Origin of the sequence: Parvularcula sp. LCG005 (assembly GCF_032930845.1) — a bacterium.
Taxonomy (GTDB): domain Bacteria; phylum Pseudomonadota; class Alphaproteobacteria; order Caulobacterales; family Parvularculaceae; genus Parvularcula.
This window is the reverse complement of record NZ_CP136758.1, coordinates 999,605-1,024,491: the sequence shown is the minus strand read 5'-3', so window position 1 is coordinate 1,024,491 and position 24,887 is coordinate 999,605. Positions and strand designations below refer to the sequence as shown.

General features: G+C 63.9%; 23 protein-coding genes. All 23 read left to right on the top strand.

Annotated elements, in window-relative coordinates:
* Positions 1–2: 2 nt before the first annotated feature.
* The 23 genes from RUI03_RS04745 (at position 3) to RUI03_RS04635 (ending at position 24,886) form a co-directional block, all read left to right on the top strand.
* Positions 3–305 (top strand): hypothetical protein, encoded by a 303-nt coding sequence (locus tag RUI03_RS04745; RefSeq protein ID WP_317289140.1) that lies wholly within the window; start codon positions 3–5, stop codon positions 303–305.
* Entirely contained in the window at positions 305–1,957 is a 1,653-nt protein-coding gene (locus tag RUI03_RS04740) for a portal protein (RefSeq protein WP_317289139.1), read from the top strand. Before RUI03_RS04745 ends, RUI03_RS04740 begins: the two co-directional genes overlap by 1 nt.
* Positions 1,958–1,959: 2 nt before the next feature.
* Positions 1,960–2,217 carry a hypothetical protein gene (locus RUI03_RS04735; protein ID WP_317289138.1) on the top strand — a complete coding sequence of 86 codons (258 nt, stop codon included), beginning with the start codon at positions 1,960–1,962 and terminating at the stop codon, positions 2,215–2,217.
* A complete protein-coding gene (locus tag RUI03_RS04730) occupies positions 2,210–3,091 on the top strand; it encodes a hypothetical protein (RefSeq protein WP_317289137.1) in 882 nt (293 codons plus the stop codon). Before RUI03_RS04735 ends, RUI03_RS04730 begins: the two co-directional genes overlap by 8 nt.
* Before the next feature lie 45 nt (positions 3,092–3,136).
* Positions 3,137–4,099, top strand: a complete 963-nt coding sequence (locus tag RUI03_RS04725) for a phage capsid protein (RefSeq protein ID WP_317289136.1) — start codon at positions 3,137–3,139, stop codon at positions 4,097–4,099.
* Between the two features lie 68 nt (positions 4,100–4,167).
* Positions 4,168–4,623, top strand: coding sequence for a hypothetical protein (locus RUI03_RS04720; RefSeq protein WP_317289135.1), 456 nt, complete (start codon positions 4,168–4,170; stop codon positions 4,621–4,623).
* Between the two features lie 92 nt (positions 4,624–4,715).
* Positions 4,716–4,961 carry a hypothetical protein gene (locus RUI03_RS04715; RefSeq protein ID WP_317289134.1) on the top strand — a complete coding sequence of 82 codons (246 nt, stop codon included), beginning with the start codon at positions 4,716–4,718 and terminating at the stop codon, positions 4,959–4,961.
* A gap of 6 nt (positions 4,962–4,967) precedes the next feature.
* The gene (locus RUI03_RS04710) at positions 4,968–5,645 is read left to right on the top strand and encodes a hypothetical protein (RefSeq protein ID WP_317289133.1); all 678 of its coding nucleotides are present in this window, start codon (positions 4,968–4,970) and stop codon (positions 5,643–5,645) included.
* Positions 5,645–8,104, top strand: coding sequence for a hypothetical protein (locus RUI03_RS04705; protein WP_317289132.1), 2,460 nt, complete (start codon positions 5,645–5,647; stop codon positions 8,102–8,104). Before RUI03_RS04710 ends, RUI03_RS04705 begins: the two co-directional genes overlap by 1 nt.
* Positions 8,094–8,546 carry a hypothetical protein gene (locus RUI03_RS04700; protein WP_317289131.1) on the top strand — a complete coding sequence of 151 codons (453 nt, stop codon included), beginning with the start codon at positions 8,094–8,096 and terminating at the stop codon, positions 8,544–8,546. Before RUI03_RS04705 ends, RUI03_RS04700 begins: the two co-directional genes overlap by 11 nt.
* The gene (locus RUI03_RS04695) at positions 8,543–8,995 is read left to right on the top strand and encodes a hypothetical protein (protein WP_317289130.1); all 453 of its coding nucleotides are present in this window, start codon (positions 8,543–8,545) and stop codon (positions 8,993–8,995) included. Before RUI03_RS04700 ends, RUI03_RS04695 begins: the two co-directional genes overlap by 4 nt.
* Entirely contained in the window at positions 8,995–11,037 is a 2,043-nt protein-coding gene (locus RUI03_RS04690; protein ID WP_317289129.1) for a hypothetical protein, read from the top strand. Before RUI03_RS04695 ends, RUI03_RS04690 begins: the two co-directional genes overlap by 1 nt.
* Positions 11,037–12,533, top strand: coding sequence for a hypothetical protein (locus RUI03_RS04685; RefSeq protein WP_317289128.1), 1,497 nt, complete (start codon positions 11,037–11,039; stop codon positions 12,531–12,533). The genes RUI03_RS04690 and RUI03_RS04685 overlap by 1 nt, the downstream gene beginning before the upstream one ends.
* Before the next feature lies 1 nt (position 12,534).
* On the top strand, positions 12,535–15,078 hold the full coding sequence (locus RUI03_RS04680; RefSeq protein ID WP_317289127.1) for a hypothetical protein: 2,544 nt from the start codon (positions 12,535–12,537) through the stop codon (positions 15,076–15,078).
* Between the two features lie 65 nt (positions 15,079–15,143).
* The gene (locus RUI03_RS04675; RefSeq protein WP_317289126.1) at positions 15,144–16,334 is read left to right on the top strand and encodes a DUF2793 domain-containing protein; all 1,191 of its coding nucleotides are present in this window, start codon (positions 15,144–15,146) and stop codon (positions 16,332–16,334) included.
* Positions 16,331–16,522: a hypothetical protein gene (locus RUI03_RS04670; RefSeq protein ID WP_317289125.1), complete on the top strand. Its 192-nt coding sequence runs from the start codon at positions 16,331–16,333 to the stop codon at positions 16,520–16,522. Before RUI03_RS04675 ends, RUI03_RS04670 begins: the two co-directional genes overlap by 4 nt.
* Positions 16,522–18,243 carry a DUF2793 domain-containing protein gene (locus RUI03_RS04665; RefSeq protein WP_317289124.1) on the top strand — a complete coding sequence of 574 codons (1,722 nt, stop codon included), beginning with the start codon at positions 16,522–16,524 and terminating at the stop codon, positions 18,241–18,243. The genes RUI03_RS04670 and RUI03_RS04665 overlap by 1 nt, the downstream gene beginning before the upstream one ends.
* Positions 18,244–18,246: 3 nt before the next feature.
* Positions 18,247–18,804 carry a hypothetical protein gene (locus tag RUI03_RS04660; protein WP_317289123.1) on the top strand — a complete coding sequence of 186 codons (558 nt, stop codon included), beginning with the start codon at positions 18,247–18,249 and terminating at the stop codon, positions 18,802–18,804.
* Positions 18,805–18,809: 5 nt separating this feature from the next.
* A complete protein-coding gene (locus RUI03_RS04655) occupies positions 18,810–21,275 on the top strand; it encodes a DUF2793 domain-containing protein (protein WP_317289122.1) in 2,466 nt (821 codons plus the stop codon).
* A gap of 3 nt (positions 21,276–21,278) precedes the next feature.
* Entirely contained in the window at positions 21,279–21,782 is a 504-nt protein-coding gene (locus RUI03_RS04650) for a hypothetical protein (RefSeq protein ID WP_317289121.1), read from the top strand.
* Positions 21,782–24,037 (top strand): hypothetical protein, encoded by a 2,256-nt coding sequence (locus tag RUI03_RS04645; protein WP_317289120.1) that lies wholly within the window; start codon positions 21,782–21,784, stop codon positions 24,035–24,037. Before RUI03_RS04650 ends, RUI03_RS04645 begins: the two co-directional genes overlap by 1 nt.
* A complete protein-coding gene (locus RUI03_RS04640; protein ID WP_317289119.1) occupies positions 24,034–24,492 on the top strand; it encodes a lysozyme in 459 nt (152 codons plus the stop codon). The genes RUI03_RS04645 and RUI03_RS04640 overlap by 4 nt, the downstream gene beginning before the upstream one ends.
* On the top strand, positions 24,485–24,886 hold the full coding sequence (locus RUI03_RS04635; protein ID WP_317289118.1) for a hypothetical protein: 402 nt from the start codon (positions 24,485–24,487) through the stop codon (positions 24,884–24,886). Before RUI03_RS04640 ends, RUI03_RS04635 begins: the two co-directional genes overlap by 8 nt.
* Position 24,887 lies beyond the last annotated feature (1 nt).

Genomic DNA, 24,887 nt, shown 5'->3' with positions numbered 1-24,887 from the left:
ATATGAGCCTGTTTTCAAAGCCCGAGCCGCCAGACGTCAATGTTGAAGTCCCGGAGGCCGCCAACCCGACGGACCCCACCATTCGCATGACCGCAGCGCAGGCCCGGGCCAGCCGTGAGCGGCGCGGGCGCGGTTCCACGGTCCTGACGCGCGGGGTACAGTCGCGCACGCGCAGTGCCAGCGGCAGCGCCGCGATCCGCCCGCGCACCCCGGCCAGCTTCAAAGGCCGGCAGGCGCTGGCCGGTGAGCTGGGCGGCGGTCGGGTGACGACACGATCCCGCACCCTTTTGACGGCGGGGTATTGATGACCCGTCTCGCCCTCTCCGAAGCGCGCAGCGATGATGCGGTCCGCCGCCGCAAGCTGCGCTGGGCGCAGCTCAAGCAGGCGCGCCTTCCCTGGGAGCCCCTGTGGCGAGATATTTCCGACTACATCCTGCCGCGCCGTAACCAGGGCGCGCTCGAGGTGCCGGGGGCCCTGAACCCGCGCCGGATGGTCGACACGACGGGCAGCACCGCCAATGACCGGTTTGCGGCCACCCTGCTTGGCTATCTGGTGTCGGGCTTTGACGAGTTCATGAAGCCGCGGCTGAATGAGCGCGAGCCGACCTATGAGGAATCGGTGTGGCTGGACCAGGTCAGCCGCAAGATGTTCCTGACCCTGACCAGCGCCAAATCGAATTTCCGCACCCAGCTGGCCGAGGGCATGGTGGACAGCGTCGCCTTTGGCACGTCCGTCATGTGGACCGGCGCGCGGGCAAAGGAAGGCCCGCGCTATCTCGCCGTGCCGATCAATGATTGCTGGATCGATGACAACCCGGACACGGGGCAGTGCGACACGCTGGCCCGCCGGTTCTCGCGCCGCGCCTGGGAGGTCAAGGAAAAATATCCCGACGTCCCCAAGATCGACAAGATCGCGGAAGATGATCCGAACCGGGAGATGTTTTTCGTTGAGCTGATCGAGCCGCGCAAGGGCGGGCGCGCAGGCAAGCCGGTCAATCGCAAGCCGTGGTCGACTGTGACCTTCCTGGACGATGAAACCTGCTTTGCCGTGGCGGCCAGCGGCTATGATGAGTTTCCCTATGCGGTCAGCCGGTTCCAGCGGCTGTCGGGCCAGCCTTATGGCTATGGCCCCGGGGTGATGGCCCTGCCGATGATCAAGGGCCTGAATGTCCTGGTCGAATCCTTCATCCTGCAATCGGAGCAGGCGGCGGACCCGGCGCTGATCGATATGACCGGCGGTGCGCTGTCGGAGCTGGACACGCGGCCTGGATCGCTGAACGCCCTGGATGCGAGCATCTGGCGTCAATACAGCAACGCCCCGACCATGCGCGTCTATGAGCCCGGCGACCTGGGGCCGATCATGCAGTTGATCGAATATATGCGCACCCAGGTCGAGGTGATCTATTTCGTTGACTGGCTGCGCCATGGCGGCGGACCACAGCAGACGGCCACGGAATGGGCCGACCGGCGCGACCAGACCCTGCGCGGTCTGGGGCCCGCCGTTGCGCGTCTCGAGCAGGAATCCCTGAACCCCGTAGCGGAGCGGACCTATACGCTGATGCAGCGGGCGGGGGAATTTGGTCCGCCCCCGGAAAGCCTGGTCGGGCTGAACCTGTCATTTGAGTACAAATCCCCGATCGCCACGACCCAGCGCCAGGTCGCGGTTGAGGGACTGATGCGCCTTCTCGAGTTTACGCGCGGGGCCGTTGCGGTCGAAGCCGAGGCCAAACAGAGCCAGTCCGCCGCTGGCGGCGCGCTGAACCTGCCGAGCATCGTGCGGGCCGCCGGGCAAGCCTATGGCGTGTCGCCGTCGCTTCTCACCGATCCGCGCGTCATCGCCGCCAACAAGGCCGAGGCCGAAAGCGCCGCACAGCTGAACCAGGCGCTGGAACAGGCCGGAGCCGCCGCAGGCGCAGCGCAGCAGGCCAGCCAGGCCCTGTCCACGGGGGCGCTTTGATCATGGCCCGGAACATCTATCGCGAGCTGTTCGACAATGATCTGGGGCGCGAAGTGCTGGCCGACCTGCTGTTGCGCAATGTCCTTCTGATCCCGCGCTATCAGCACGGCACCCGCAGCGATGACGAGGTTTACAAGGCCGGTCAGCGCGACACTGTCGTGGAAATCTGCGCCAAGGCGGGCCTGACCGTTCCCAATATTTCCCGAGCCCTGATGGGCGTTTCCACACCCGGCCCCGAGGAGGACCAGAACGATGAGTGACACCGAAAAAGCGACCGATGCAACGCCTGCCGAAACCGCAGCACCGCAAGAGACCGCCCCCGATAGTGCCCCGGCGGCTGCCGCCACCCCCGCCCCTGCCCCGACCTTTCTGGACGGGCTTGACGACGATGCGCGGGCCTATGCGGAAAACAATGCGATCAAGGAGCCTGCCGATGCATTCCGTCAGCTGAAAGTGCTGGAAGCGCAGCTGGGCGCGCCGAAAGACCGGCTGCTTGAACTGCCCCGGGATGATGACCCGGAGCGCGACCAGAAAATGGCGGCCATCTTTGCCAAAATGGGGCGTCCAGACAGTCCCGATGCGTATGAAATCCCCGAGGGGCTGGTCTTTTCCAATGATGAGGAAAAGGCCGGTGTCATGAAGGGGCTGCATGATCTGGGCCTGAACCCCGCGCAGGTGAAGGGCGTCGCCGAACTGCAGAAATCCATGCTGACGGCACAGCAGGAAGCCATGGAAGTGCAGGACCGTCAGCGTCAGGAGGAAGGCGAGGCCGCCCTGCGCAAGGAGTGGGGAGGCAATTATGAGGGCAATCTGAAAATGGTCCAGGCGTTTGTGCAGGACCAGCCCGACGAGCTGGTCGACTTTCTCGAGCAGTCGGGCGCGGGCAACAATCCGGCCTTCATCAAGCTGATGCACGACTATGCCGCCGCGACCATGGAGCCCGGCGCGCTGGAAGGCCTGTCCCGTCGGGAATCACTGCCGCGCCAGACCGTCGCCGAGGCAACGGAGGCGCTCAATGATTTTGAGGGAAAATATGCGGCGGCCATCGATGATCCATCGCACAGGGATCATAAATATGCGGTCACTGAACGCCTTGCACTGATCAAACGGCTGACCGACGCGGAAGGCCGCTAACCATATCTGAACGAGGGGTTGTTCGGAACGGAAAAAGAGAAACCCATGCCCGAAGCCAATGTACTGGAAGAGCACTATATCCGCGCCTATGAGCGCAATCTTGGCCATGAAAACCAGCAGAGAGAGCGCCGCCTCGTTGGCGTGATCGACGAGAATTTCAACTATAGTGAGCCGGGGGAATCCTTCTCCAAGGACCTGGTCGGCAAGTCCCGCGTCAATAAACGCAAGGATCATGATGGCCGCACCCCAGAAGGCCACAGAGCGGCCCGTCGTCGTCGGGGTGGGCATTTTGAGGCGTACGACGTCATGGATGACCTTGGACCGGACATTGACCGGGTCAAATCCTCCGTGACCGACCCGACGTCGGACCTGTTGATGGAGCAGAACATGGCCATTGCCCGCGCGGATGATGAGCGGGTGATCCATTCAATCCTGGGCAAGTCCATGTCGGGCAAGAACCTGACGAACCCGAACACCCTGACCCTGACAAATGTGCCTCCCGGCAATCCGAAAACCGGGAATGTCATTCCGATTGACAGTCATGAGTTTAATCTTGGTGGATCGGGGGAGACACCGCTGACATCATCCAAGATGCAGTCGGCACGGAAAATTCTGCGCTCCCGCTATGTCATGGGCCCCATGACCTGCATCGCGTCGGAAACGCAGCTGGCGCATCTGACCAATGACGAAAAGCTGTCCAGCGCTGACACCAATGTGGTCAAATCGCTGGTCGCCGGGGAGCCGGGCCGCTGGCAGGGCTTTGAATATCGCCCCTATGAGGAGCTGAGCACGATTGCGCAGGAGCTGGGCTTCGATCTGGGTGCGAACGAAGAATGGGTGCTGTGCGTTGCAAAGTCCGTCGCCATTCACCGTAAGCGGGTCTTGAAACGCCCCATGGTCGAGCGGATGCAGGAACGCCGCTGGAACTGGCATGCCTATGCTGAGTGGGAAGTGGGCGGCGCGCGCATCTATGATGAGGCGCTTCTCCTGATCAAGTGCAAAGCCTGATCATCTGAACACGAATGGACGGGCGCATGGTGCGCCTGTCCCCCAAGATCATATAGGAGCCCATTAAAATGGCTGATATCAATTTTCCGAATATCAAGGGGCTGACGCTCCAGACCCCGCCGCAATATGCCCCGTCCGCCTTCTATGGTGGCCAGATTGCCCCGATGCAGGACTGTGTCGTGGTGCCTGACGAAACCGCTGTTGCGGACCGTCTGTGCCTGGGGCTGATCAATTCGTCCGCCTACCTGCTGCCGCAGTCCAAGATTTACGTCGAGGCCATGGGCACCGGCGTCACCATGGATTTTGGCGGGACCAATGACGAGGACGGCATCCTTGATGGCGTGGACGTCAGTGCCGCGGATGAGTTTGAGCTGGGGGCCGCCGTCATGGGCGTGCCGATCTGGCAATTGCTGGGGTACACGGAAGACCCGCTGACAGACCTTGAGCTGTTTTTCACCATTCGGTCCGCCGCCGTCAGCGCGGACGCAAAAGTGACGGTGTCGCTTCTGCTGGTGGACCGCTAATCGGTCGGGGCTTCCCCGCCTGATCGGTGCGCCCGGTTTTTCCCCCTCGGGCCGGGCGCACCGTCATTCATCAAGAGGGGCAAGAGGGTGATATGACCGACCAACAACCACAGACCGAAACCGCCGCCGACGACAAGCCGAAGGGCCCCTATGCTGAAGTGCAGGAACTGCGCACGAAGCTGGGCTTTACCGCCGCCGATGTGGGCAAGCATATGGGGATCAACCCCGCCCTGCTGACCAGCCTGGAAGCCAAGGGCGAAGTGCCGAGCGCGGAAGACTTCAAGTCCGCGATCCGCCAATTGGCCGAAAAGCGGCACGCTGAAATTTTCGGAGACTGATAGACCATGACGCAATCCCCCGGCAATCTCGGTGCTGATGATCGGTCCAGCAAGGAAACGATCGTCAATAATGCGCTGGCGCTGATCACGACCGAGCTGGTTGACACGCTGCCCGGCCCCGGTGACGTGTCGGGGGATAGCTTTGCGCGCGACCTGGCGCGCCTGTTCGATGATGCCTATGACGAGGTGCTGGCCGCCCGGGCCTGGCCCTCCGCCACGACCCGCCTGGCCCTAACCGCCAATGCGTCGGACCAGCCCGATGGTGCTGAAATCATGGGGGTGTCCTGGTATCGCATCCCGGAAAGCTGCCTGCGGATCATCCGTGTGTGCCGCCGGGACAGTGATGAGCATGTGCATTTTGCCCGAATGGGCCAGTTTGTGGAGGTGGCGGACCGGGGCGGCGTCATCATTCTTGAATATGTCGATCGCGTGGACCCCCAGGCGCTGATTGGCGCGCCGCTGCTGCGTTCCGCCATCTCTGCCCGCCTCGCGTTCCGGTATGCCCGCTTCAAAGGGGCCGGGGCCCGGGAGCGGGACAAGATGTATGCGATCTATGAGGATGAAGAGCGCCGCGCCTTCATGGCCGAAGTCTCCCAGACGTCAGCGCGCCGGGCCCGGCGGTCCAGGGTGCTGGAAGTCATGGCGGGCGCGGATCATCGTCAGCCCCTGATCGGTGGCGACTGATGGGCAAACAGGCCATTCTGCAATCCTCCCTGCGGGCGGGTGAGCTGTCGCCGGACCTGATCATCCGCGAGGATATCCAGCCCTATTTTGAAGGGGCGCAAATCCTTGATGGATGGCTGCCAAAACTAACGGCAGGCGCGGAGAAATGCCCGGGTTTTGTGGATCTGGGCGCGACATTCGCCAATGGCAAAAAATCCCGCCTGATCCCGTTCCGTTTCAACCGCCGGGAAACCTACTGGATCGAGCTGACCGACCTGAAAATCGTCGTGCGGGATTCGGTGTCCCTGGTCGAGATCATGGCGCTGGACGCCCCGTTTGTGGAGGCGGACCTGGATGCCGTGCGCTATTGGCAGTCCGCTGACGTCGTTTTCATGTCGAGCACGACCTATAAATATCCCCTGCAGGCGCTGCAGCGCTATGCCGAAGATGACTGGCGACTGGTGGAATGGGCGATCGAAGACGGGCCCTGGCTGGATTACCGCAATGACGGCGTGACGCTGGCGGCGTCCGGCATTGCGCTGGGGGCCAGCGTCACGATCACCGCGAGCGACGATGTGTTTGATCCTGGCCATGTGGGTGGGCTGTTCCAGATTGGCACGCCGGAGGAGTATTTCTCTGGCGACGCCTGGCAGGCGAAGGCCGAAGGCGTCGCGATCAATGAGCAGCGGGTCAGCGATGGCAAGGTCTACAGGGCTGTCAATGGCGGCACGACCGGGTCCAACCAGCCGCTGCACACGGAAGGCACAATATCCGACGGCAGCGTCTCCTGGACCTTCCTGCATGATGGCGCCGGGTCCGTGCGCATCACGTCGGTCGCCAACCCGCGCCTCGCCACGGGTGTTGTCCAGCGGGCCCTGCCATCCACGTCGCCCACGACCTATTGGCGCGAGGGGATGTTTTCAGGGCGTCAAGGCTTTCCATCGGTCGGGACGATCCATGATGAGCGGGTGATCCTGGCGGGCAGCGCTGCCGAGCCCGACGGCATTGCCCTGTCCCGGGTGGCTGATTATGGGCCGGACAGCGCGAGTTTTCGTCCGTCCACCGGGTTTGGCGTCGTTGCCGATGACGATGGCGTGCGCCGCACCCTGGCCGATGGTGAGGTCAACCCGATCCTGTGGCTGGTGAGCCATGAGCGGCTTTATGCGGGCACTGAACAGGTGGTGAAGCGTATTTCGGGCCCCACCATTGACGAGCCCATCACGCCCAACCCCGGCGGTATCGTGGCCCGCACCGTGACCACGGAAGGCTCTGCGGACGTCCCGCCCGCCGTGCTACAAGACGCCATTCTGTACGTCTCTCCCGACCAGACCCGTATTTTCGAGCATGTGATGCAGGAGGCGGAGCGCGATCCGCGCGACCTGATGATCCGGGCTGAACAGGTGGGGGATGTGAGTATTGCCCAGCTGGCCGTCCTGTCCCGCCCTAACAAGCAGGTGTGGATCAGGCGGGACGACGGGAGCCTGTACGTCCTGACCTATGACCGGCAGGAAAACATCGTTGCGTTTGCGCGCCGGTCCATGGGCGGTGATGTGTTCGTCGAGGCCATTGCGGCCATTCCAGGCGCGGACAAGTTCGACGATCTGGTCGCCGTGGTGCGCCGGGGCAGTCAGCGCCGGTTCTATCGCCTGCATCGCCCCTGGCGGCGCGCGAGTGAGTTTCCCGAGGACCAGGTCTATGTGGACGGCGCGGCCATTATCGATCTGTGGAACCGGGACAAGGCCAAGCTGCTGACCCCTGCCGCCGGTGAAATGGGAGACACCGTCGACCTGACCGGCCCCGCAGGATGGCTGGTCGGCGCAACAACAAACGATGAAATCTGGTGGCGGGACGAGGTGGCCAATTCCGTCGCGCCAAAAAGCCTGCGCGTCTATCGCGCGACGATTATCGATATTGATGGCGACACGGCCAGCGTTCAGCTGAGTGACGACGTGCCCGCCATGGGCCCGACCCATCGCTGGGTCCTGCCGCGCACCGACTTCACCGTGCCAGGCCGGGGCGATGGCCCGTTGCGCTGTCTTGTGGATGGGGTGGACTGCGGCGACATAAGTGCCGTGGCCGGATCATTCACACTTGAATATCCCGCCGCCAAGGTGGTGGCTGGTGACAGCTATGGCGCGGTCATGAAGTCCATGCCGCTGGTGGTGCCGACCCCGATCGGCACGTCGCGCGGGGAATCGGTCAATGTCACGGAAGTCTTCATTCAGTACCGGGACATGGTCGGCGGATGCCTGCGGATCGATAATGAGGAGCGGCAGACGGCCCGCCCGGCGGTGACGATCGTTCCTTACCATACGGACGAAGTGACAGGACAGGCCCCGACACCCCAGACGGGCAGTTACCGCTTTACCCCGCAATCGGGCCGGTCCAAGCTGGGGATGGCTATTGAGATCATTCACAACCAGCCATTTGCCGCCACGGTGCTGGGCATGAAGGTAGGTCTTGAAACCAATGAAGACTGATCTTTCCTTGCGCCCCTACTGGGCGGGTGACTGGCGCGCGGTTCGTCCGCGCGCTGAATTGCAGGTGTTCAGCGACCTGACAATCCATCACGGCCTTCTTGATCGCGCCCCCTCCCCCGACATGGTCCGCGCCCGGACGCTGTGCCGGAATGGCCGTCCCATTGCCAGCGCCGGGCTTTTCCTGCAGCGCGCCCATCTGGCGGAAGCCTGGGCGATGTTCGCCGAGCCGGACCCGCGCGCGACCCGCATGGTGGTGACGGCCATCCGTGAGCAGCTGGCGGAGGCGGTCCGTGACTGGTCCCTGACCCGTATCGAAGCCTCGTGCCTCGCCGACTTTCCGGCAGGCCAGCGGTTCCTGACCTTTCTGGGGTTCGCCCCCTATGCCGAAGCGCGCCGCCGGGCCGGTCCGCACACGGAAATCCTGATGGAGTATCTGCCATGAGCACCGCCCTTGCCGTTGCCGCGTCGGTTGTTTCCGCCGTCGGATCGTTCTCCCAGGGGGTCAGTAACAAGCGGTTTGCGGACCGCCAGTCGGCGCGTCTTCTGAGTGATGCCGCTGAATCCCGCAAATTGGGCGCGCTGGATGCGGAATTGATTGCCCAGGACAGCCGCCGTGAACAGGGCGCGGCCATTGCCGCCGCCGGGGGATCGGGCTTTGCCGTTGATGGGACCGTCAATGACGCGCTGGGATCAATCGCCACCAGTTTCGCCCTGGACGGGCAGCGGGCGCGATATGAGGCGGGCCGCCGGGCCGCCGCGCTGAAAACCGAAGCCTGGGAAACCCGCATAAGGGGCCGTCAGTCGCTGCTGAAAGGCACGCTGGACGGCACGGGCAGCTTGCTGTCCGCCGGGGCCCAGATTGCGGCGGCGGGCCAGAGAGGGGGTGCCTGATGGCCCAGATTGGCACGCGCGCGCGGGGGCAGCGGTCGGGCAGCCTGATCACAACGGCGACCAGTGGCGGCGGCAGCGGGAATTACGCAAGCGGTCTTGCTGCCGGGGTGCGTGATGTGGCCGAGGCTATCGCGATCCGCCGGGACCGCGCAGATAATGCCCTGCTGCAGAAATCCCTGACCGAGGGCGCGCTGGAAGAAGCGAACGCCTTTGACGCAGCGAGTGCCGAATATGATGGCGCTGCGCCGGGCTTTGCCGAACGGCAAGAACGGCGGTTCAGGGACCAGTGGACGGCCCGGGCCGACAGCATTCAGAACGAGCGCGTCAGAAACCTCTATCTTGAGCGGATGGACACCGAAGCGCTGCGCGTGCGCGGCGCGGCGCAGGAGGTCGAGCGGGCCCGAACGGCGCAATACGCCTATGCCCAGACCCAGGACACTGCCCGCACGTTGGGGGCCATGGTGCTGGTGGACCCGTCCCAGGCGCCGGTGGCCGAGGAGCGCCTGGCGGAGCTGGCCGAGAACATTCCGGGCCCGCACCGGGCGCGGTTTATTGCCGAGGAACGCAGCAAGATTGTCGGGGCCGAGCTGGACGGCCTGGTGCGTCGCGACCCGTATGGACTGAAGCGGGAAATCGAGGCGGGCCGGTTCACGGACCGGGCCAGCGCCCCGCAGCTGGACCAGGCGCTGAATGCCGCCGATCGTGAAATCCGCAGGCGGGAAGCTGAAAAGGATGCGCAGGACCAGCGTTATCGTGCGGTGCGCAGCGTCGCGCTGCGGGGCATGATGGCCGATGACCTGGCGAGCCGGGCCGCCACGGGCGTTGGTCTGCAGGGACTCGACATCCGTGAGATCGAGGACATTCTCGGACCAGATGACGCGGCGCGGTATTATGAGAATGCGGTTGTGGCGGATGAGACCCATGCCGCCACGGCGCATTTTGACAAGATGAGCCTGTCCCAGATGGGCGAGGCGATTGCGCAGCTGGCCCCTGCCCCGGGATCACGCGGTTACAGCGCCCGGGCGGGCATTTACGAGGGGGCGGTGCGACGGGCCGAGCAGGTGCGCAAGGAGCGGCTTGACGATCCATCGCGCTATTACCTGCAGACCGACCCGACCGCAGGCGCGGCGTTCCGGGCATTCCAGGACGCACTGTCGGGCGACGCGGGCGACCCGGCCCGGCAATTCGAGCTCTACGCCAATTATGCGCGCGCCGCCCAGACGGCGGGCGATGTGCCGGAGGACCAACAACGGTTGCTGCCGGTTGATGTGGCCCAGGCGCGGGTCAATGAGGCGCTGGATGCCGCCCCGGGTGAGCGGGCGGCCGCCATTCGGGACCTGGTCGCGTCCCTGCCCCAGACCTATGGGCGCGAGAGCCCGCGCGTCATGGCGGAGCTGGCTGAGGCCGGATTGCCCGAGTTTGCGCGCATTCTGGAATGGACGTCCGACGACACCGTCCTGTCAACGCGAATTGCCCGGGCGAAGGATCAGGAGGCGGACGTCAACAAGCTGGTCCCGGTCATGGACCGGAACGATCTGCGCAGCGACATTGTCCGCGAGTTGGAGCCCCTGACCGATACGCTGGCCTATGCCCCCGATGGCAGTGCGGCCAATGCGGGCCTGATCGACACGCTGACCACCACGGCGGCCTATCTGGTCGCGCAGGAAGGCATGAAAAAACGCGAAGCCGTGCGCGAGGCGACGCGGTCCCTGATGGAGGGCTATACCTTCGAAGACACCTATCGCGTCCCGCGCGGCTATCATGCGGGGCGGGTGCGTCGCGGCAGCGACCGGGTGCGCGAGGATCTTCTGGACGGGGGGGCCGCCGGGCTGTCCGATGCCCTGGGCACCGCCCCCACCCCTGAGGCCCGCCGGGCGGAATATCGCGACCTGATCCGGTCAGAAGCGATCTGGGTCACCAATGGCGATGAAACCGGCCTGGTGCTGGTTGACGCTCTGGGCAATCCGATCATCGACCGCGCCGGCCAAATGGTTGAGCGGACCTATGAGGACCTAGTTGCGCGCGGGCAGGAGCGTCAATAATGCCGAAAATTCGCACCGCGCCGCGCCGAAGGGACCGGGTTCTCGAGAATGAAATCTATCCCACAGAGCGCCGCGCAGAAGCGAGCATGCGGGCCCAGTCCTTTGAAGAAAGCATAGGGCCAACCGCTGTCCGGCGCCTGCGCCGGGATTCGCGTGAATGGCGCGAGTTTGCCGATTTTCAGACGGGTGCGCGGGATGACCTGCCGGTGCTGAGCGCCGCAGCGGCCCAGGAGCAATATGGCCTGGATGGGGCCCTGACCTTCGATGCGCCGGTTTATGAAAGCACGGCCCAGGAGCTGGCAGAGATCAAGCGCCGGGAGCAGCGTCGGCAGGATATCCTTTACCGCAACGCCGTGGGCCCCGATGCCGCGGGCAATCTCGACCGCCTGGCGTCGGGCTTTACCGGGGCTATGGCGGACCCGGTCAATATCGCCGCGACTTTCATCCCGCAGACCTGGCTGGCCCGCGCCGGTTTCCTGGCCAAGGGCGGGATTGCGACCAGAACGGCGGCGCGCTTTGCCGGGGGGGCGGCGGAGGCTGCGACTGTTACGGCGGCGTCCGAGGCGTTCCTGTTGCCTGCGCTGCAAGGTGAGCAGCGCGACTATGATCTGGGGGACAGCCTCGCCAATATCTTTTTCAGCACCGTGTTGGGCGGGACGTTCACCGCCGGGGCGGGCCTGGTCGGTGACGCGCTGTCTCGCCCCCGTTCGCGCCCAGATGGCGGTGACGGTTCGGCGGACGCCCCGCCGGGCACGGACGTCGCCCGCCAGGGGGAGCGCCGCCCCGACGCCAGCGTTTATGCTGACGAGGTGCTGGATGCGCCCGACATTATTGACCGCCCCATTGATATCGAGGACCCGCTGGATGCGGATTTTTCCGTTCGGGAGCGGATCGGTGACGAGGGCGCGGGCCGCCGGTTGCTGCGCGAGGAAAGCCGCGAGCTGGTCCCGGCAGGTCCCGACGGTCAGCGGGCCATTGTCCCCTATGACGAGGTGGCCGCGGCGCAGCGGATCAAGATGAAAGCCGCCATCATCCGGCAGCGGGCCTTTGTCGAGGCCATGGACCAGATGCTGGACGGCGAGCCGGTCGATGTGGCCGATGTGATCCGCCGCGCGATCGATGATGAGGGCGTCACACCGGACCGCCCTGCCCCGGGGCGTGATTCACGTGAAACACCCTATGGCGACCTGCCGCCGCGCCCGCCAAAAGAGGACCCCGTCTCGTTCGCTGAGCAGGTGGAGGCCGAAACCGGCGGCGCGGTGCGGTTTGGTGAGGGTGAAGTGACCGAGCAGCTGGACGCCATGCGGGCGCGCCTGGCCGAGGATGATGCCATGATTGCCGATGAGATCGCCGGGGGCCGCCTGTCTGACGAGGATGTGGCGGCAGCGGAGGCCGAAGTGGATGCACGCTATGGCGGGGCATCGCGGTTTGATGAAAAGGCCCTGAGCGCCGCCTATGACGCCGCCCGGGCCTGTATCCTGAGAGGGGGCGTGTAACATGGCCAATCCATGCGCAAAGGCCGTCCGCGATGCTGTCCGCCAGGTCGGCGGCGATATGTCGGATGATGAAGCTGATGAGATCATCGAGCAGCTGACCCGCCGGGCCCAGGCCAATAAACGGCGCACCGCAGAGCAGAGCCTGAAAGACGCGGCCCGGGACCTGACGGCAGAGGAAGTGCTGGAACAGCTGGCCAAGAAACGCATGGCGCGGTTTGCCCTGCTGGCGCGGCAGCGCCGCGAGGGGTTCATGCGCGACTATGTCCAGTCGGGACGCGGCGACATGGCGGATGCCACGCGCGTCTTTAACGTGGGCGAGGAAAAGGACGGCTATGGATCGGGGGCCAGTGTCGACGCCCTGCAACAGGCCGAGCGCACCGACCTGCTGCAGAACCTGGACAGCCGCATCAAAAAAGCCGGGCTTGAGCCGTTCTTTTTCAATTTCTGGGGCCGGATCGATGAGCCGTTCGAGCGCGCCGTGGTCACGGAAATGGCGATCCGCAACGGGGCCAATGAGCGCCCGACCGGCAATGCCCGCGCCCGCGACGCGGCGGAGATTATTGGCGACCTGATCGATGAGACGCGCCGCCGTCAGAACGACCAGGGCGCATTCATTGCCAAGGAAAAGGGTTATATCATTCGCCAGAGCCATGACCGGCTGAAAGTGGCGGGCGGGTTCTGGCAGGGGTCAGCCCTGCGCAAGGGTGAGCGGCTGGCCCGCGAGGAAGCCGCCTTCGTCCAATGGCGCGACACGATCCGCCCGTTGCTGGACGAGGCCCGCACCTTTGGCGAGGTGGATGATCCCGACGCCTTCCTGCGCGATGTGTGGATGGACATTGTCACCGGCCAGCATGAGCGCATTGTCGGGGCCAATGACCTGGACGGGTTTCGCCCGCCCGGATCACTGGCCCGCAAGGTCAGCGCGCGCCGCCAGCTGCATTTCCGGACCAGCCAGGACTGGTACACCTATCACAAGGCGTATGGGCAGGGGAATTTCATGCAGGCCGCCGTGGCGCATATCACCCGCGCGGCAGACAATACCGTGCTGATGCGCGCCTGGGGTCCATCCCCGGAAGCCGCATGGCAGGCCCATCTCGGGCGCGTGATGGAAGGTGCGGAAAGTCCGTCCGTGCGCAATCGTGCCTCGTCCCTGTTGCGGCAGGCGGAATTTGACGAGCTGACCGGTCTTGCCAATTCGGCCCATTCGATCCGGTTTGCGACGGTCGGGCGCTGGCTGCGCCTGAGCCAGGTGCTGTCCAAGCTGGGCGGCATGGTCCTGTCCGCCCTGCCCGACATGGCCAATGCAACGAGCACGATGCAGCGCGCCGGGGTCAACCTGCTGGACGGCTATAAGGGCACCCTGTCCGGCATTTCGCGCCTGCAGGGCGAGGACGCCAAGCAGGCCGCCGCCCTGTTGGGTGTTGGCGCGCGGCAGTCGATCGGCGACATCACGTCGCGCTATGCCGCAACCGACGGATCGGCGGGCAAGGCGGCGTGGCTGCAGAGCTTTTTCTACAAGCTGAACGGGTTTTCGATGTGGGCCGAGGGCAACCGCCGGGGTGTCGGGGCCATGCTGTCCGCGCATCTGGGGCAGAACGCCGGGCGCACCTTTGACCAGCTGGACAAGGCCACAAGGGGGCAGCTGTCCCGTTACGGCCTGGACGCAGCGCAATGGGACGCGCTGCGCGCCCATGCCCGACAGATGGGGGATGATACCTATATCCTGCCCCAGATTGCCGACGAGTTGGATGACACGGAGATCATCGCGGCCTTTGGCCTGAAAGAGGATGCCAAGCCCGGCGCCATTCGGGACCGCCGTGACCTGCTGCGCCGGAACATCAATGCCTATTTCACCGACCTGGTGGCCACGGCCCAGACCGAGCCCCGGGCCCGCGAGAATGCCCGCCTGCGCTGGGGCTATCCGCCGGGCACGCTGGCCGGTGAGGCGTTGCGGGCGTTCCTGCAATTCAAGAGCTTTCCCGTGACCGTCATTTCCCGCCATGTCGCCCCGGCCCTTCGCGGGACGCCCGGCGTCAGCCCGATGGCGGGCGCTACCCATCTGATCGTTATGTCAACGATATTGGGCTTTGCGTCCCTGCAATCCAAGCAGATCACCAAGGGCCTGACCCCCCGACCCCTTCTGGATGATGAGGGCCGCGTGCGCGGCGATACCGTCATGGCCAGTATGCTGCAGGGTGGCGGCATGGGGATCTTTGGCGACTTCCTGTTTGCTGATTACAACCGGTTTGGCGGCGGGGTGCTGGCCACGGCGGCGGGGCCGATCTTTGGCGAGGTGGATGCAGCGGCGCGGCTTCTGACCACGGCCCGCACCAATCCGGCAGACGTGCCGGGGGATGCCATACAGCTCCTGTTGCGCAATACGCCCGGGATCAATCTTTTCTACACGCGGGCGGCGCTGGATTACCTGGTGGTGTACCAGATGCAGGAATGGGCGAGCCCCGGCTATCTGCGCCGGTACGAGCGGCGGATCGAGCGGGAGCGCGGCCAGCGCTTTATCGTGCCGCCGTCCGAGGCCGTCGAATAGGGGCTGTCCCCAGCCGGGGGCGCGGGCTTTGTCCCCCATAGGGGGCGCGACCCTAAGCCGGTCTCATGGCCCTGACCGATATCGCCGTTCCGGTTGAATATACGTTCGAGGACGGCGTGACCGTCTTCGACTATCCCCACCGTGCGGCCCTGGCCACGGATTTGATTATTGAGCATGTGGCCGGTGACGGCACGCGCACCGACCTGCAGCCGTCGATCGATTATATCATTCGCAACGTCACTGGCGTTGGCGCTGAGATCGAATTTATCGGCGACTATCAGGACGGGACCCGCGCCATTGTCAGCCGGGCCAGTGACCGGACCCAGCCGGTCAATCTGCGGGATGCCAAGCGCGGTCTTGCCCTGCCCGCCCAGGACGCTGTCGACCGCCTGATGGCGATTGTCCAGGACGTGGCGGTGCTGGCGGACCGGGGCGTCAAACTGCCCCCTGAGGAATATGACCGCCCGCTGGACCTGCCTGCCGCCGCCCTGCGCGCCGGGCGGATGATGGGGTTCAGCGATGACGGCAGGCAGGTCGCCCTGCCCCTGCGCGTCGCTGACATGGAGCCGATCGCGCGCAATGTGAGCCAGTTCCTGGCCCTCGCCTCGCAGCTGGTCCCCCTTCTGAACATCCATGCCCAGCTGGACGATGTGGAGGCGCTGGCCCCCCTTGCCGAGGAGCTGGCGGCGTTGGGCGAGATCAACACGCTTGATGCCCTGATGTGCCTGGCCGATGACCGGCTGATGCTGACCCAGCTGGCCAGCGATGCCGGGCCGCTGGACGCCCTGATCAACCAGTCGCTGGTCCGCGATGGTCTGGCGGGCCTGGCCCATACGGCGGGCCTTTATGAGGACGAATGGCCGGTCGACACCTACGATCTTCTGTCCGAAGATGAGGGGGTGTTTGATCCGCCGACGGAGCGACCGGTTGCGGATCGCGGCGAAGTCCTGACCTTTGGCGAGACTGTCCCGCCAGAAACGCCCGAGATCGGCGACCGGCACATTCCGGGCGCAGGCGCAACAGGCGACTGGACCGGGGCCGATTATCAGTTTGCAGAATGGGCAATCCCCGAGGGCGGCGATACCGCCCAATGGCTGTTCACGCCCCCGGACGATATCGAGCGGATCACCGTCGCCGATGAGCCCGGCGTGCAATATGTGTACGATGAAACGGCCTGGATCCTGTTCGAGGACGGGCCGCTGTATATTTATCCGACTACGGCGCTAAAAGTCTATGACGAGGGTCAGATCGTATGACCCGAGCCTTTCGCACCGATCCCCATATGTTTGATGTGATCGAGGATGAGGGGTCGATCTGCGCCCCCCGCCTTCTGATTGAAGTCGAGGATTCCGTTGACCAGGGCACGCGCCGAGTGGGTGGCTGCTGCGGCGGCAAGATCGTCCCTGTCCCCCTTAATATCGAAGATGAAGGGCTGATAAGCTAATGTCCAGCAAAGCCAATCTGCGGCAGAAGACCGCCGGAACGCTGTTCCAGTTTCTGACCAAGCTGCCCGATCGCTGTTTTGGCATGGCGCTGGATTTTGACCGCGCGGCCTACAAGATCAACGGTCGGCTGAAAATTGTGCCCGCGCTTTACGGCGAGGTTCACACGCCGGTCGAGAACCTGCAGGCCCTGCAGAACATCAAGCCTGACCTGCATGATATTCTGCCCGGCGGGCGGGTGCGCCTGTTGGGCCTTGACAATGCCGGTGATCGGGCCGCGCGGGTGATGAAATGGGACCCGGGCCAGTCCGGGGAAACCGACTTCGATGCTGGCATCGTCCGTCCCCTGTTCAACAAGGACGGGCTGGCCTGGACGGAAAGCGGCGCTTGGGTGCTTGACTTTGTCGAGAAGGCCGCGCCCGTGGCGGTCGATGCGGCGGCGCTGCCGACGGACCTGTCGGACCGCGTCTCGTTCATCAAGCCGGTGTCCGAATACGGACGGCTTTCAGTCACTCATGCCGTCATTCAGAATCAGACCCGGACCGCCCCGACATCATCCCCTGCCGTTGGCGACACCTATCTTCTGCCCGCCCGCCCGGAGGAAGATTATGGCGATGGCTGGGAGGATTTTGCGCCGAACGAGCTGGTCTGGTGGGACGGGGAAGCCTGGCGCAACCGCCTGATGCCGGACGGGTTCACGGTCTATGACCGGGATACCAAGGCGTTTTTCAGGTACGATGCCAGTGACGAGGTCTGGCGCTGGGAGCGGTCCGCCAATGTGGCCAAGTCGCGCCTGACGTCGGGCTCAACGCGGCCCGATGTACGCGGCAAATACCGCATTCTGCCGTCCACCGGACATGATGATCTGGAGGCCCTGGTGGGGATGGAGCCGGGGTCGCAGCGCCTGCTTTATCCTGATACGGTGGATATCACCCTTGTCCATAATGTAGATGACGTGGGGGATACGCCCGGCGCAGTCGCCTTCAGCTTGCCCGCCGGGATCAATTATGTCCTGAAAGCGCTGTCCAACACGCCGCTGCTGCTGGAACGTGATATCAGTGATGACGTGATCCGCATTATTGGCGGCGGCCTTGGTGACAGCCGCGCGGACGACGTGGCCGCAAACTATGTCGCGCCGACCGTCAATGTGACCATCCAAGGTGGGGCTCAGGCCAGCGGTGCCTCTGTTTCTACGCTCACGATCAACTGGACCATTTCAGGCGGTAATGCGGTCGATACGATCCGCGTGCGCGCTGCGTCGGGGGCTTGGGTCACCAAGGCGTCGACCGACCGGACGCATACGTTTACTGGTCCCTACACAGAGGATACTGTGTTCGAGGTCGAGGTCACCGATATCGATAACGGTATTGCGGGCGGCACGACTGTCACTGATACGGCCACCCTGTCATTTGGTCAGCGCATCTATTACGGCCCGTCGGCTGAGACCAGTCTGACCAGCACACAGATTAACGCTCTGGCGTCAGAGTTCAGTGCCGATAACGACAAGACGGTCACCTATGACTGTACCGGCGGGCGGTATCCGTACATTGCTGTGCCCGTGGCCTTTGGTTCACCGCGTGCCTTTGCCAACGGGTTTGAGGTCAGCGACCTGACCGTTGCAACCGTGTCGCACACCACAGCCGAGGGGCGGACGGAGGATTATTACGTCGCCCGGTACAATCAAATCCAGAACGGCGCGTCCGTTGAGGTGGAGTGGAGATAAGCGATGGCTGCACGCAATGGCATTCGCATGCCGACGAAACTCGTGACCCCCGATGATGCGGACACTTTCGCCCTGATGGATGCGGAGGATATTCGGGGGGGGCTACATTCGGTTGCCGATGCGGCGGCGTTAGCCGCGCTCCCGGCGACCAAGCAGCGCCTTGGCATGCAGGTCTACATCCAGTCAACGGGTCAGGTCTATGCGCTGCGGGCCATGTCTCCTGCATCCTGGCTTGAGCTGCGTCGAAGCACGGTGCTGCGTCGGGACAGCGTGACGCTGGAAAACGAAACCGCCTTCGACGTGATCGATGTGAGCGCCCTGCCGCTGAAACGCCTGCAAGCGTCGTTTGTCTCGTCTGATGGGGCGCACCGTCTGCGCTGGTCGATCATGACCGGCCCCCTGACTGGCGAAGAGAGTGATCAGCCGCCCACCGACATTGTCCGGTTTACGGATGAGGCCATCGGGGGCGTGTCGCATGTGGCGGGCGCTGGTCCTGTTCTGCAAATCATTCAGTCCACCGGTGACGACGTCACTGGCGATCTGGTCGTCTGGGAAGGTTGACCGCTATGATTATCGACAAAACACCCCTCGCCCTCGAGGGCGGGCTGGCCAAGCGCCCAGCCGATTTTATTGGTGGGCTGAAAGAGCGGGGTCAGACCGTTCTGCAGCACCACGTCGTCACCAGCGAATTGTCAACGCCGCCAGAGAGCCCGGCCCATGGAGACAAATATCGGATCGGCCCGTCCGCCACGGGAGTCTGGGAAGGGCATGAGAGCAAGCTGGGTGTCTATATCCAGGACGGGGCGACTGGTCAGTGGGAAATACTGGCGCCGGTGATGGGCTGGACCATGCTGAACCTGGACGGCCTTGGTGTCTATTTCTACACGGGCAGCGAATGGTTTGAGCACGATCTGATCGCGCCAGAGCGAGCCGCTGTTCTGCGCTCCGTCAGCTTGTCGTCGGAGGCTGGCTACAACGTCCTGGCGGAAACGGGCCTGAAACGTCTGAATACGTCGTCAGATACCGCGCTGACCCTGTCGACGGCGGAACGTCGGGTAATTGAGGTCGTCGGCTCTGCGGCTGCGACAATCACCATTCCGGCGGACGCTGATGACGACATTCCTGATAATGCACGATTCTTTCTGTATGCGGCGGGAGATGGGGTCTACACCATTCGCGCTGCGTCGGGCGTCAGCCTGAATTATGTTTCTGGCGGAGGCTGCACCCTTGCCCGTCAGTTTGAGGGTGTTTGGCTGTGGAAGCGGGCCACCAACAACTGGGTTGTGGCTGGTGCCGTAGCAAATATCGACGGGGAGACGGCTGTCGCGGCCCCTGCCGGCGCTGACGTAGAGTTCGTGCGTGTCGGGGCGTCAACCAGCCGCAGCATTTCGGCGCGGGCCGAGGACGATCCTCTCGTCCCTGCCGACTTTGCATCCAGTACCCCCGGTATGACGGATGTGAATGCCGCCGTAAACGCAGCGGCTGGTAAGCGCGTGGCGCTGCCTCCGGCAGAATATGCGGGCACTGCGGGCATCCTGGCCAGCGGTAAGGCTGTGGACCTGCGGGGCAGCGGCTTTAACAGCATCCTGCGCCGGACAGAAGGCAGCGCCAGCGGGGCCGTCAACTTCATTTCGTCCAGCTATGACGTCCGGCTGCATGATCTGAAGGTCGCGCTCGACGAGGATCTGTCTGTGTCGTCGCTGAACCTGGTCAACTGGACGCCGGGCTATGGCGTCGAGATGGCGAAAATTGAGCTGGACGCGAGCGTTACGGAAACCAGCGAAGGGTCCGCGACGCGAAACTACCTCGCCTGCGTGACGACGCTCAGCGGGTCGGCCACAGAGCGCAACGGCTTTATCCTGGACCAGTGCCGCATTCAGAATGTGGGCTATGTGATCCTGAAGGCAAACACCACCGTATCAACCGAGCGTCGGCTGCGCATGACGTTCAATGAGTTTAGTGAGGTGTGGACAGTTCCAGGGCTGTTCAATTCGCCTGCGGCTGGTTCGCTGATCGACGACATTCTCGTCTTGGGCAACACGCTCCATGAGAATTTTGGCGAGCTGCCGCACCGCGGATCGTTCGCTGGCAATGTTCATAATGGCCGCGTCATCGCCAACCGGTTTACCGTGAACACGCGCCACGGCGAGTTCTGGCGGATGGAGGAGGAGGCCAGCAACCACATTTTCGCGTTCAACACCGGTGAGGTCGGCGACAATCACGGCTTCGAGTTCACTGCGGGCCCTGCGGAGAACAATGGGACGGAGATTGCCCCCAGCAAAACCCTGTTCATCGGCAATGTGGTCACCGGCGGCGGCGTCGCCGACCACTACGGCATTGCGGAGACGATCGGGTCGGATGGCCTGCAGCCCGGGCTGGTCGACTCGATTATCGCAAACAACATCTTTGAGAATTTCGAGGTGGCGCTGGGCGTTCGGACCCAGTCGGGACGCAAACCGATCCACCACAATATCGGGCTGGATTGCGATGCCCTGGTGCGGGTCAATGCGCCATCGATGTCCATCCATGACAACTACGCGATCGGCCCCAGCGGCCTGCGCTATCTTAATGGCGGTATTCTGGGTGCGCAGCATTTCCGGGCCAAATGGAATGCCTGGAACACGGTCCCGACGATCAGCGTCACCAATGGCCGCGGCGGCCTGACCGGCTGGACGGTCGAGGCGCAGGAAATCACTATCCCCGACGGCTCTCCTTTATTCGAGCTGATGCCCATGGGGCAGTCCATTGTCGGTGAGCTGATGGTGTCGATCCAGCGCAAGGGCGGGACCCATTTCGCTGTTGTTCGAGGGCGGGTGCGCTTTGACAAAACCAAGAGCGCGACGAGCGTTTATTGGAGTGAGATATCTCGCGACCAGACGGGATCGGTCATCCCCTCCGGGTCATTTTTGGGTATCAAGAACGGCAATCTGGCCTTCCGCATCTTCAACGGTTCGGGCGGTGCGTCGACCCATTACAACGTACAGGCACAATTTGTCGGCCTGCATACATTCCCCGTCGTAGAGGAGAGCTAAGCAATGGATAATGAGGCGATTATTCTGACGGCAATTGCGGACCCTATTCAGCGGTCCGGCAGTCCGCAGGGTGTGCTGACCCCGCTTTCAATTTTTCAGCAATGCCTCGACACGACGACGGGCCGACTTTTCACGGCGCGCGGCGCGACGAGCGCGGACTGGGTCGAGCAGGACCTGCGAGAGCAGTTTCTCCGCATCGAAACCAATGTCACGACGGCCTATACGCTGGGTTACAACTCGCCCAAGATCATCGAAATTGCCAATAACGCGGCCGCCTTCACGCTGACGCTGCCTGCGGATGCGACGGCCAATTTTGGTGACGGTCGCATCTTTGATATCTGGTCCGCCACGACGCAGACGGTGACAATCCAGGCGGGGGCCGGGGCGTCCCTGTTCAATGTGGCAGGCGGCAGCTGCACAATGGATGGCCAGTGGAGCCGCGTCACGGTGATGAGCCGATACGACAATCTGTGGGCCATTCACGGCGATCACGGGGCGGTGTCGTGATGACCCCAGACGATAGCAAACAGATGATCGCCTTCGCGGGCGCGATGAAGGCTTTGCATAAAGCGCAGCCCCGCGCCCTGCGGCCACTGATCGGCAGCCTGCGGCAGCTGCGGCAGGACCTGCTGGACGGCGCTGACCGGACCGTTTTGGCCAACCGGCTGGAGCGGGCCCTGTTTGGCGTTGGTGAGCGGTTCGGTCAGCGGGACAGCCTGCCGCCTGTCGCGGAATTGCCTGCCCAAGAGCCGGAGGCGGATGGCCTGATCTATATTCACGGCGATACCGGTCATTCCCCGAGCGCCGGGGCCGCGCCGCTCGTGAGTAACCGGATGCGCCTGGCGGGGCCGCCCCTGCTCGCCGGGGTGCCTGGCCTGCCCGTTTACAATGAGCCGAACCTGCAGGCGCTCTACCAGCGGGACCACGGCCTTTATGATCGGGACGCGCAGACCCTGTCCCCCGACCATCCCGAGGGTGCGCAGTTCATCATCGCCCAGGGGCCGTTCTATGACGTGCCTGACGCCCATGGGAAAATGATTGTCCGTTGGCCGACGGAACAGGGCCGGATATTCCTTGCTCACGATGCGCGCGTCGACATCGAGGTCGAGCGTCCGGGCTATCTGCAGTTCAGCGTCGGGCCGGGCTTCCGTCCGGGCTTTCAGGTCATGTGGGAGGGCGGCGGGAATGCAGAGCCGCTGGAATTGCGACGGGTGTTTTTCGGCTATGCGCGTCATGAGCCCGACCATGTGCGGGGTCATGACTGGACCTATGAAATGGTCGACGCGAAGAAGCCCGCCGACTGGGATCGGGGGATGGCCAGCCAGTCGGTCATGGTGGCGCGCGTTCGGTCGGTGGACCAGATCGATCAGGGCGCGGATTATTCATGGTCCATCGGATCGGGCGGCGAAGACCCGGCGTTTCCTGAACAGGTGGGCAAGCTCGCCCCGTCCTGTGGCGCGCTGTATGAGCGGGCGCACCGGGCGGACGCGGGCTGCTGGCTGAACATGTCGATATGGCTCGGGGCATCAGCGTTTGACGATGCGCCCGGCGGCCATATTCAGTTCACAGAAGCGTGGCGCAAAGCGGGCTGGATGGGGCGTCATGCCGCCGCGCCCGCTCATAACAGCCTCATGTATCAATGGGGCCTGGCGTCGGCCAAAGGCATCGCCAGCGGCGAAGCGCATCTGGCCTATGGTCGCCTGCTGATTGCAGAGAAGATCCGCAAGGGCGTGCCCCTGACGATCCGTGAGCGTCATGAGTTCGGCAATGAATGCTGGGGCAATCACTTCCCCGACCAGAAGGCGTTCCTGTGCGGCATGGCGGTCCCCCTGCACGAGATGGGCCTGATCGACCGGGCCCATTGGGCGAGCGCGCAAGGCTGGCTGTCGGCCAGCATGATCGACCATATCCGCCTCGCCGGGCAGGATCAGGGCGTGAATCTTGACGCGACCTGTGTCCTCGCCAGTAACCAGGAGCAGGGCTATGACCAGAAATGGGCCACCGAGTTCGGGTCGCAGATCGATCAGGCCGGCAGTGCGGCAGAGGCCGACGCCATCCTGTCCGGGATCCAGGCCAATCAGTGGTCGGACGTCTATCTGATCATCAGAGGGGCCCAGCGTTACATTGATGACGGTCATGCCAAATCCGGCCTGAGCCTGCCCGACCATTTCGCCGTCAGCTGTGCGGCGTACCGCAATGGCTGGGGCGACGGCATCCTGCCCATGCTCGCCTATCACGGCATGAAGTTTGACAGCGTGACAGACCCCGCCCTGATCGCCCGTGTCAAGGCGCTGTACGCCGACACGTCCGCTGGTCACCCGAATCCCGGTGACCGACTGGTCGCGATGATCATGCAATGGGCGACGGATTACCGGACCTGGCGGGATCGCGGCAGCAATTCAGGGGTGTTTCGCGGATCGTCCATCGTGCGGAATGTTGGCCGTGAGTTCGGTATTCCGTGGGCCGGTCCCTATGAGGAAAACAACCACGCCCAGAACGAAAAAAACAAGGGCGACAAAGACTATTCGGCGATCTTTGCCGAGGTGAATGCGCGCCTGTCCTATGGCGATGCCGCCGTTGAGATTGTCCGTGACCGGCTGGCCCGCGTGCGGACGATCCACGGTGACGAGGCAGCCATTGCGACATTCACCGGCTGGCGCCCGAACGCAAATCAGCCATGGGCACAAAACGAGACCATCGCGCCGGATGACGAGGCGCTGGAACAGCTGTTCCTCGAGAATATGGGGGCGCGGGCGCGATGATGAAACTGTCAGAGCCGGGCCTGACCTTTCTGAAAATGCGCGAGGGGTTGCGCCTGCGGGCATACCAGGACGTGGCGGGCATCTGGACCATTGGTTATGGTCACACCGGCCCTGACGCGCGCGAGGGCAATGTCATCTCGGAGTTTCATGCTGAGGTCCTGCTGCGCGAGGATGCGCAAATCAGCGCCGACTGCGTTAATGAGCTGATCAAGGTGCCGATGAAGCAGCACGTCTTCGATGCCCTGGTCAGCTTCACCTATAATCTGGGGTGCGGCGCGCTGAAGCGGTCGACGCTGCGCAAGCTGATCAATGACGAGGTCCCTATGGAGGTTGCTGCGGCGTCCCTGCAGCGCTGGAACAAGGCGCGTGTGAACGGCACGCTGCAGCCGGTGGAGGGCCTGACCCGACGCCGGAGGCTGGAAGCACAGGTGATGACGCGGGGCGTCTATGCTTAGGCTCTGGCCCGTCGCCCTGCCCGCCGTGCTGTCTCTCGTCTTTGCGGGCTGGATTGCGTTCCTGCGGGGGGAGGTTGACCAGCTGGCGGCCAACGCCGCGCTCCTGACCCATGAGCGGGACGTGGCGCGGGCGCAACGGGACTATGCACAGAATGCGCAGATGGCCCTGTGGGCCGGGGCGACGAAGCGCCTGGAAGTGACGGCCCGGAACGAGGCGCGTTCCGTGGTGCGGGAACGGATCATCAAGGAAGAATTGAGCCATGACGAGATGCTGGAACGCTGCGGCCGCATGGTGTGGCCTGACGCTGTCCTTGACTGCCTGTTCGACGGCCCCTGTGGCGACACCCCCGCCGCCCCCGGCCCTGCCGGATCCGGCCTGGCTGGTGGACTGTAAG

What these genes read in the sequence shown, in the direction of transcription:
- RUI03_RS04745 (WP_317289140.1), top strand. Translation starts at nt 3, where the DNA reads ATGAGCCTGTTTTCAAAGCCCGAGCCGCCAGACGTCAATGTTGAAGTC.
- RUI03_RS04635 (WP_317289118.1), top strand. Translation starts at nt 24,485, where the DNA reads ATGCTTAGGCTCTGGCCCGTCGCCCTGCCCGCCGTGCTGTCTCTCGTC.
- RUI03_RS04700 (WP_317289131.1), top strand. Translation starts at nt 8,094, where the DNA reads ATGAAGACTGATCTTTCCTTGCGCCCCTACTGGGCGGGTGACTGGCGC.
- RUI03_RS04690 (WP_317289129.1), top strand. Translation starts at nt 8,995, where the DNA reads ATGGCCCAGATTGGCACGCGCGCGCGGGGGCAGCGGTCGGGCAGCCTG.
- RUI03_RS04665 (WP_317289124.1), top strand. Translation starts at nt 16,522, where the DNA reads ATGTCCAGCAAAGCCAATCTGCGGCAGAAGACCGCCGGAACGCTGTTC.
- RUI03_RS04670 (WP_317289125.1), top strand. Translation starts at nt 16,331, where the DNA reads ATGACCCGAGCCTTTCGCACCGATCCCCATATGTTTGATGTGATCGAG.
- RUI03_RS04645 (WP_317289120.1), top strand. Translation starts at nt 21,782, where the DNA reads ATGACCCCAGACGATAGCAAACAGATGATCGCCTTCGCGGGCGCGATG.
- RUI03_RS04695 (WP_317289130.1), top strand. Translation starts at nt 8,543, where the DNA reads ATGAGCACCGCCCTTGCCGTTGCCGCGTCGGTTGTTTCCGCCGTCGGA.
- RUI03_RS04650 (WP_317289121.1), top strand. Translation starts at nt 21,279, where the DNA reads ATGGATAATGAGGCGATTATTCTGACGGCAATTGCGGACCCTATTCAG.
- RUI03_RS04655 (WP_317289122.1), top strand. Translation starts at nt 18,810, where the DNA reads ATGATTATCGACAAAACACCCCTCGCCCTCGAGGGCGGGCTGGCCAAG.
- RUI03_RS04725 (WP_317289136.1), top strand. Translation starts at nt 3,137, where the DNA reads ATGCCCGAAGCCAATGTACTGGAAGAGCACTATATCCGCGCCTATGAG.
- RUI03_RS04675 (WP_317289126.1), top strand. Translation starts at nt 15,144, where the DNA reads ATGGCCCTGACCGATATCGCCGTTCCGGTTGAATATACGTTCGAGGAC.
- RUI03_RS04680 (WP_317289127.1), top strand. Translation starts at nt 12,535, where the DNA reads ATGGCCAATCCATGCGCAAAGGCCGTCCGCGATGCTGTCCGCCAGGTC.
- RUI03_RS04685 (WP_317289128.1), top strand. Translation starts at nt 11,037, where the DNA reads ATGCCGAAAATTCGCACCGCGCCGCGCCGAAGGGACCGGGTTCTCGAG.
- RUI03_RS04720 (WP_317289135.1), top strand. Translation starts at nt 4,168, where the DNA reads ATGGCTGATATCAATTTTCCGAATATCAAGGGGCTGACGCTCCAGACC.
- RUI03_RS04660 (WP_317289123.1), top strand. Translation starts at nt 18,247, where the DNA reads ATGGCTGCACGCAATGGCATTCGCATGCCGACGAAACTCGTGACCCCC.
- RUI03_RS04710 (WP_317289133.1), top strand. Translation starts at nt 4,968, where the DNA reads ATGACGCAATCCCCCGGCAATCTCGGTGCTGATGATCGGTCCAGCAAG.
- RUI03_RS04640 (WP_317289119.1), top strand. Translation starts at nt 24,034, where the DNA reads ATGATGAAACTGTCAGAGCCGGGCCTGACCTTTCTGAAAATGCGCGAG.
- RUI03_RS04735 (WP_317289138.1), top strand. Translation starts at nt 1,960, where the DNA reads ATGGCCCGGAACATCTATCGCGAGCTGTTCGACAATGATCTGGGGCGC.
- RUI03_RS04730 (WP_317289137.1), top strand. Translation starts at nt 2,210, where the DNA reads ATGAGTGACACCGAAAAAGCGACCGATGCAACGCCTGCCGAAACCGCA.
- RUI03_RS04705 (WP_317289132.1), top strand. Translation starts at nt 5,645, where the DNA reads ATGGGCAAACAGGCCATTCTGCAATCCTCCCTGCGGGCGGGTGAGCTG.
- RUI03_RS04740 (WP_317289139.1), top strand. Translation starts at nt 305, where the DNA reads ATGACCCGTCTCGCCCTCTCCGAAGCGCGCAGCGATGATGCGGTCCGC.
- RUI03_RS04715 (WP_317289134.1), top strand. Translation starts at nt 4,716, where the DNA reads ATGACCGACCAACAACCACAGACCGAAACCGCCGCCGACGACAAGCCG.